The sequence below is a fragment of the Bacillus sp. ISL-41 genome, from assembly GCF_018613235.1.
In the GTDB taxonomy this organism is placed as follows: domain Bacteria; phylum Bacillota; class Bacilli; order Bacillales; family Cytobacillaceae; genus Mesobacillus.
The window spans coordinates 1-6,858 of the sequence record NZ_JAGGQP010000048.1; the positions used below are offsets into that span (position 1 = coordinate 1).

General features: G+C 32.4%; 10 protein-coding genes. All 10 read right to left on the reverse strand.

Annotated elements, in window-relative coordinates; translation table 11 throughout:
- Positions 1-740: 740 nt before the first annotated feature.
- Entirely contained in the window at positions 741-956 is a 216-nt protein-coding gene (locus J7I80_RS21460) for a hypothetical protein (protein WP_214741234.1), read from the reverse strand.
- Positions 957-1,085: 129 nt separating this feature from the next.
- Positions 1,086-1,526: an SMI1/KNR4 family protein gene (locus tag J7I80_RS21465; protein WP_214741236.1), complete on the reverse strand. Its 441-nt coding sequence runs from the start codon at positions 1,524-1,526 to the stop codon at positions 1,086-1,088.
- A 90-nt stretch (positions 1,527-1,616) separates the two neighbouring features.
- Positions 1,617-2,018, reverse strand: coding sequence for a hypothetical protein (locus J7I80_RS21470; RefSeq protein ID WP_251027910.1), 402 nt, complete (start codon positions 2,016-2,018; stop codon positions 1,617-1,619).
- Between the two features lie 144 nt (positions 2,019-2,162).
- A complete protein-coding gene (locus J7I80_RS21475) occupies positions 2,163-2,489 on the reverse strand; it encodes a hypothetical protein (RefSeq protein ID WP_214741238.1) in 327 nt (108 codons plus the stop codon).
- A gap of 405 nt (positions 2,490-2,894) precedes the next feature.
- Positions 2,895-3,578: a hypothetical protein gene (locus J7I80_RS21480; protein WP_214741240.1), complete on the reverse strand. Its 684-nt coding sequence runs from the start codon at positions 3,576-3,578 to the stop codon at positions 2,895-2,897.
- A 124-nt stretch (positions 3,579-3,702) separates the two neighbouring features.
- A complete protein-coding gene (locus J7I80_RS21485; protein WP_214741242.1) occupies positions 3,703-4,185 on the reverse strand; it encodes a barstar family protein in 483 nt (160 codons plus the stop codon).
- A 126-nt stretch (positions 4,186-4,311) separates the two neighbouring features.
- Positions 4,312-4,767: a membrane lipoprotein lipid attachment site-containing protein gene (locus J7I80_RS21490; RefSeq protein ID WP_214741244.1), complete on the reverse strand. Its 456-nt coding sequence runs from the start codon at positions 4,765-4,767 to the stop codon at positions 4,312-4,314.
- 143 nt (positions 4,768-4,910) lie between these two features.
- Positions 4,911-5,291 (reverse strand): hypothetical protein, encoded by a 381-nt coding sequence (locus J7I80_RS21495; RefSeq protein WP_214741246.1) that lies wholly within the window; start codon positions 5,289-5,291, stop codon positions 4,911-4,913.
- Positions 5,292-5,447: 156 nt separating this feature from the next.
- Positions 5,448-6,020 carry a suppressor of fused domain protein gene (locus J7I80_RS21500; RefSeq protein ID WP_214741248.1) on the reverse strand — a complete coding sequence of 191 codons (573 nt, stop codon included), beginning with the start codon at positions 6,018-6,020 and terminating at the stop codon, positions 5,448-5,450.
- Positions 6,021-6,143: 123 nt separating this feature from the next.
- Complete coding sequence (locus tag J7I80_RS21505; RefSeq protein WP_214741250.1) at positions 6,144-6,776, reverse strand: DUF4304 domain-containing protein; 633 nt, start codon at positions 6,774-6,776, stop codon at positions 6,144-6,146.
- Positions 6,777-6,858: the final 82 nt, after the last annotated feature.

Consider the following 6,858-nt stretch of genomic DNA (forward strand, 5'->3'; position numbering starts at 1 on the left):
TTACAGGAATGCTGCCCCGTTTGTTTAAGTGTATTTCTTAACACAATTTTTATTTAAGTGCTTCCTTGTTTGAACAAAAAAATGGGATTGCCGTAGCAACCCTTTTTCAACTCTCAAGGACTCAAAGTAAACTGATTTTAATTCTTACTTTTATTTGAATCTAACTTCTGTTCAATTCGATTTAATTGTTCCTTATTCTTTTTTAAATACCGCCAAAATAAAAATAACAGAACAACCGAAATAATAGGAACTGCTACAGCAAATAATTGAAAGATAAGGTCTCCGATATTTAAGCCCGCGTTCATTATTCTTCTCCTCTCCTATTTCTACTTATATTCTATATCTTACCATATCCAATTGAGGTAATTGCTCCTTTCGTCAAACAAGCAGCACGACTAGGAGCTCTGGCACCCGTTAGTGAAAATTTATTTTAAAAAAGTTCGAAAGACATCAATAATCAAAGGAATTCCGCAAACTACCATTAAAGCAAACCCACTATATCGAAATATAACTTCTACATTATCCGTAATGTCTTTCCAAAAGAAAAAATGGGTACAGGTAAAATCATTAATACAAAACCAACCATAAACCCATAAAAGAATGTTCTTTGTTTATCCAATTTCATTCCTCTTCCCTACAATACTCTTCTTCAACATAACTGCTTCGTTAGTTAAATAAGGTATTCAACAAAAAGGTGCCTTAATCCTTCTAGGATCAAAGCACCCATATGTTTAAGAACATTACTTCACATAATTGGTATTACGCTTTTTACTTGAATGTCTTTTATCAGCTGCGCTTAGTATAAATAAGGTGGCCATACCCCAAACAAGTGCTTGTACCATTGCGCTCCATTTACCAAATGGCAATAAAAATAAGAATATTGGACTGAACACAATTAAAGATAACCCAATTGAAAATGCCCACTTTTCAGGTAGTGCTCTAATTTTATCTAACATTTTCCACCTTTCCCCTATCTATTTTTATTTTCTTCTTCAACATTCCTGCCCTTTAGCACAATAAGAAAAAGCTGCCGCAACGACAACCCTGATCTACTCACGTACCCGTTAATTAAATAAGGTTGTACGTTAACCTTGTTTAAGCCCCACATTAAATAAATATTGGTATAAATCATCATACTCAGTTTCTTCTACTTGATTTATTTCGTGGTTATAGAATTTTACCTTTGGACTACATATCCCACTTTTAATTTCAAATCCGTAATAATCTCCAATTTCATTATCAGAAACAGCTATAAATTTGTGAGAATTTATAAGGTTGATTTCGTTATTTTGTTGAATTATGTTCCATTCACTGTCACTCACTGAAAAGATATTGGTGAAAGCGAAATAACCGCCACCAAACTTTTTGATAAAAAGTTTATATTCTTTTGGTAGACTTACTGAAAGTTGTTTTTCAGATTTAGCAATTTCACTATCAGTCCCTATTGGGGCGGTTTCTAATTCAAACCATATCGGATTGTTTGCTTTAATCTTTTCAACAATCAATAAAAACTCGTTAAAATCCACTATTTCCACCTCATAATTAACGTATTGCATTCGGGGAAAACAATCAACTCTTATTGAACTAAACTGCATCGTTAGTCGAATAAGATATTTTTAATATGATACATCTCCGCCTGGGAATGAAAAAAGCTCATCAATTTCATCCCCCTGAAGAACCCATTCCTCAAAGTAATTACTATTATGGAATAAATCGAAAAATAATTTGTCTTCAAATTCAATTGATAACAAGAACAATTCCTTAGTAAAAGTAATATTCTTTATCTCTTTATTAGCTAGTATTTGTTTTAGTTTACTTGGCGAATATTTTTCTGGAGCAGAAATACAATCAACTTCTCCTATTAGTATTTCTTTTTTATTACGCAACCGCCACGGACATTCAACTGAAAGTTGCCCACGACATAATATGAGAATCAATAAGGTATTTTCATTTATTTTAATATCAATCAGCTCTTGATCTATAAAATAAGAAAAATCAATTTGGTTATTAGTATTCACTAGACAAATCCTCCGTGAAATTTTTCTGCCTATCCTTGTTGGACTCTCCTGCTCCTTTACTTTAAAAAAGGCTCTGTTAATTTTTATTGCTGATAAATGAATAAAAATTAAGAGCTGCCAATATTAGCAGCTTCTTTATAAAGTTTATCTCTTATCTTTTTCCTTTAGTACAACATCATCATTTTCAGGGACCTTTTCTAATTTAATTACTTTTTCATAAGAAATTAAGTCATCATTTGTTGCCCAATCCACTACCGAAGTGATGATATATATGTCTTTTTCCTTGCGGGCATATAGGTCAGTAGAAATATACTCATTTTCTCTGGAGTCAATTTTATAGTATACATAGGTGTAATTATCTAAATGGTGGATAGAGAAACCTTCCCTTTGAGAATTAGTTGATATCTCATTCTGAATTTGTGTTGGAACATCCTTAACATTTAGGACATCATATTCAACTTTTTGGTTCATAAATTTATAAATTAAAAATGAAGCTATAAAGACAAAAAATATGAATATTACTACTAATGATTTTTTTAAATATTTACCTCATACCTTTTAAAATTTTAATTACTCATACGCAAACTATCATAAGTATCAGTCATTTCAAACACAAATGATGATAATAAAAATTCTTTAATCCGTTCTGATCAATGCATCCATACACACGGTTTTCTTCATCTACAAATTATTTATTGGCTTTCTCTTTTTTGAATTTTTGCCGCACCAAAGAAATTACTCAGAGCTTCTATCATAGTTGTTTTCACCTCTTAATTGATGTTTCCTCGACATTCCTTCTTAAACATTACTGCTCCTTTAGCATAATAAGGATTTCAGCAAAGGTGCCTATTTCATTCTGGATATACACCTGAGTATTCAAGATTCTAAATCAAAACTCCCCGTTTCAATAAGGATCCCTTCTTTATGAAGCCTTTTATGATTATATGGAATTCGGCTTAATCCCTCACACTTTTCATTCCATATAATATTTATAAACCAAGATGCTTCTTGAAGGAAGCAGTCCGGATTCACATTCTCGTAACAATAACATTCGTTAGGATAAGTTTCCCCGCATCCGAATAACTCCAGAACATCTTCTTCGATTGCTATTGCACCAATCCTAAACTCATAAAGGGAATACAACTCGATAAGGAAAATAGTAAAGTCTTTTATTTCCTCTTTTTTTATTCCGATTTGGTCCCATTCAAAGGCATCAAAGATAGACCCATAAAACCAGAAATTTACCATAATTGAATTTGAAGAAACCATTTCAATTTGTAAATTCGCTTTTCGTTTCCTTGGTAAGTGAACGAATACTCTTAATCTTAATGAATGTATAAAATTTGTTTCTGGATCTTCCTCATCATAGGGGTAGCCTCTATCAAAAAAATCAATAATTTCATCAACGTTCTCGTCAATTATTTCAACCTTAGTCGTTAGCTTTGGCAACTTATTTATAATATCCTGTATTGCTTTCGATTTCTTTTCTATTTCTTTATGTTCCAATAAGAAGCTAACTTCCAGAAAAGGTCCGCCTTGCAACCATTGTGACCAATCCATTATGATTCCTCCTAAATCCGAGAAAATCTCTCTATAATTGATATGCTTCTTTAGTTAACCTGGCATCGTTTGTTCAATAAGAACGCCAACAAAAAGGGCGTTAATCCTTCTGAATCAACGCCGATTAAACATCCCTATCCTTATTGAGCCATTCTTCATTATTCCATTCGGCAGACATTCCACCTAGATCGGGGAAATCAATTGTTGCATCATTTGATTGCACAAAGGCAAGTAGCTTAAGATTCTCTTCTTCAAGTAAAAATCTCCAAGCATTGGTTTGAATAATATCTAAAATTGTACGTGCAGCATAGTTATCCTTAATAGCAAACTTGTCATAGTTCTTAAATACTAAAACGATACCAATACCTTCAGTAGTCATATCTGAAAGACAGTCATTAAATGCATTTAAATTTTTTCCATAATAATCTGGAAAATTTAAGACAGATGCCAAATCATTGTGGTAATTTTGTGAGCTCCATTGAGAGCAATCTAAAGTATAAATCTCAAAACCTTCGCTTGATATATCATTTACGAATTTATCTAATATTTCATTTCTCCAAAATAGCTTAACTGAGCCATTTAATAAAAGTTGTCTCCATAATTCCATTCCATCACCTCAACCGTTAGATTATGGTTGCTTATTAAGCATTACTGCACCTTTAGCTCAATAAGGATTTCACAAAAAAGCCGTTTATCCTTCTGGATCAACGCATTTGATAAATGAACAAGAAATTTATTGGATATTTAGTTTTACCGCATAATGAGCGGAACCTTGGTCCCAATTAGCGTAAATTTCATATACGATATAACCCTTTTCATCTGTTTCAAAAGTAGTTCCTTCAACTTTTACTTCTCTCTCCTGTTGACTATTACTCCAAATATTCACCTTTACTCCTTTAGGAGGGTTTGCAAAATCCAAGTAAATTGTAGAGCCCAGTTCAGTATTTAATGAAGACGTTTGTAGCCTTACTATTCTTGGTGGTATATCTGAGTCAGCTTCACTCCCAGTCGAAGTCCCATCACCATTATCATAAGTCCAACTATATGTTCCCAAGACTGCCTTAACTTTATTACTGCTTGAACTCACTATTAATTCAGGAGGTTTTTTCATATTGTTAACACCATTTTCTTGTTTACTACAAGCACTGAGAATAACAGCAAACAAGATAAATAATAATATTTTTTTCAATAACGTCACATCCCTTATATGATAGACGACCCTATTAACTAAGTTTTAATTTCTTAAACTAATCTGCATCTTTAGTTTAATAAAAACTTTTATAAAAATGGCGTTAATCCTTGGATCAACGCCCCTTATAGTTGGAATAACAATTATCCTTCAACCATTTTCAAATATCGTATCTCCTTACCATCAATAATTGCGATGTATGCAGGTGTATCTGTTTCGAATATCTTTGTTCCTATTGGCAATTTATTCGCTGTACCATTCTTAAACTTTGATGCCTTATCTGCTTGCTTTGTTATTTCACCTACTTGCCCACCTAATTCATATTCCAATTCTCTTACCCATTCTATATCTTCTGCATTTGAAAATACATAATCATCAAGTAGAAATATATCAGCATCAGTGTTTTTTAAATAATCTTTTGGGGTTGGATTACTGATTGAAGGACTACTCGAATAGTTATTACTACAACTCACTAATAATATAAACAAGATACTAAGTGGCAGTAGGTTTTTTGCAAAATTCATTAAGATACCCCCATATAAATAAATGACGAGATCACTTTATAAGTGTTTCATTTTACCAGTCTCTTATTAAACATTACTGCCTCTTTAGTCCAATAAGAGATTACTGCCGTGTTTGGCAGCACAATTATACCTATTAACCCAACGACATTAAAAATTTCACAAGATCGATTGCCTTTCCAAGTCAAAAACATTTATAGGTACTTGTTCAAAAAGTTCTTCCAATGCTTCTACTCCCTGCTCATCAGCATAATTTTTTTCAGCGTTAGATATAGGAATAGCCATCAACCAAACCACTTTTTTACTTTTAAAATCTAATGTTTTTAATTCCTCTCCCCAAAGAAAAGGAGTTACGAATAAAATATGGTTCATTGGGCTGTTTGGTAAGTACATATTAATAACATCTTTAAAAATACTACCAAGGGAACACTGGAATTTTGAGTTAATAATGTTGAAAGCGCAAGTAGCTAATACATTGGGGAAACAATCAAAGTTACTTGCCCCCACAATTTCAATTCTCACTGGTAAAAACCCTTCTTCATATCCAATTGAATAATCTGATAGACCAATAGTGGATCTTAAAACTACATCGGTTAACTCTCTAGACTTTACAGAGAGAATATCAATAGAGCTTGAATGATTATCATCCCAATATTTATAAACGCTTGGATTGTCTCCAAATGCTTTAAGGGCCGTTTTTGCAATAATTTTATTTTCTACTGAAATACTCAACCCAAGCCCTCATTTCTTTCCAAATTTATCAATACATATTCTAGTCTCTTATTAAACATTACTCTATCTTTAGTACAATAAGAAATAATTGTACTATTCGAATTCATGCAACCCTTAGATGATTTACATATTAATTCTTTTTTGCTCCATATCAAATAATTGGGTGTACTTAATTATCTTTTCACTGTCTTTTAGATATTCGGCAAAATACTTTGCTTTATAAAACTTATTCAATGAATTATGCTGATTTTCAATTTCATTAAAAGCTACCTTTAAATTCGTATATGTTCTAAACCATTCCAACCCATCTCTTGAAAAAGAGTTTTTTATATCTGTTATGACTTCCTCTATATTACTTCCATCAGGTTCAACCCACCAAATATCCTCTCTCTCTTTTTCGGCAGGATTATCTAAATGATTCTTGTATCTTGCTTGATCAATTTGACAGTTTAATTGATTCTCCAAATGACATTGAAATGGTTTCGGCAAGAGTTCACCCTGAGTACCTATTTTTATTTCACAGTTTCTTGAGGGAATAAAGTCGTAGTAAATACCTAAATCAACGTTAATAGACATTGGCGGCCATCCCGTTACATCGGAAAAATAATTACCCACGGCTCTTATTTCTAATACCCAGATGCAGTGGTCAATCCAAGCCCAGTTTTGTCTTGAATTCACTTTATTAAATCCTGCTTCTCTCAATGAAGGTGATAAGATTCTTCTAATTGTTTTATTTATTTCTGGGGATCCTATCATTACATGCCCACCCCTTAAATGGTTATTTTAACCTATTATATAATCACTACTATTAAGCTATACTCCCTCAATAAATGAAGCC

Excerpts from the sequence above, each read along its gene's own strand:
- J7I80_RS21460 (WP_214741234.1), bottom strand. The coding sequence starts at position 956 with ATGTTAGATAAAATTAGAGCACTACCTGAAAAGTGGGCATTTTCAATT.
- J7I80_RS21475 (WP_214741238.1), bottom strand. The coding sequence starts at position 2,489 with ATGAACCAAAAAGTTGAATATGATGTCCTAAATGTTAAGGATGTTCCA.
- J7I80_RS21480 (WP_214741240.1), bottom strand. The coding sequence starts at position 3,578 with ATGGATTGGTCACAATGGTTGCAAGGCGGACCTTTTCTGGAAGTTAGC.
- J7I80_RS21485 (WP_214741242.1), bottom strand. The coding sequence starts at position 4,185 with ATGGAATTATGGAGACAACTTTTATTAAATGGCTCAGTTAAGCTATTT.
- J7I80_RS21495 (WP_214741246.1), bottom strand. The coding sequence starts at position 5,291 with ATGAATTTTGCAAAAAACCTACTGCCACTTAGTATCTTGTTTATATTA.
- J7I80_RS21505 (WP_214741250.1), bottom strand. The coding sequence starts at position 6,776 with ATGATAGGATCCCCAGAAATAAATAAAACAATTAGAAGAATCTTATCA.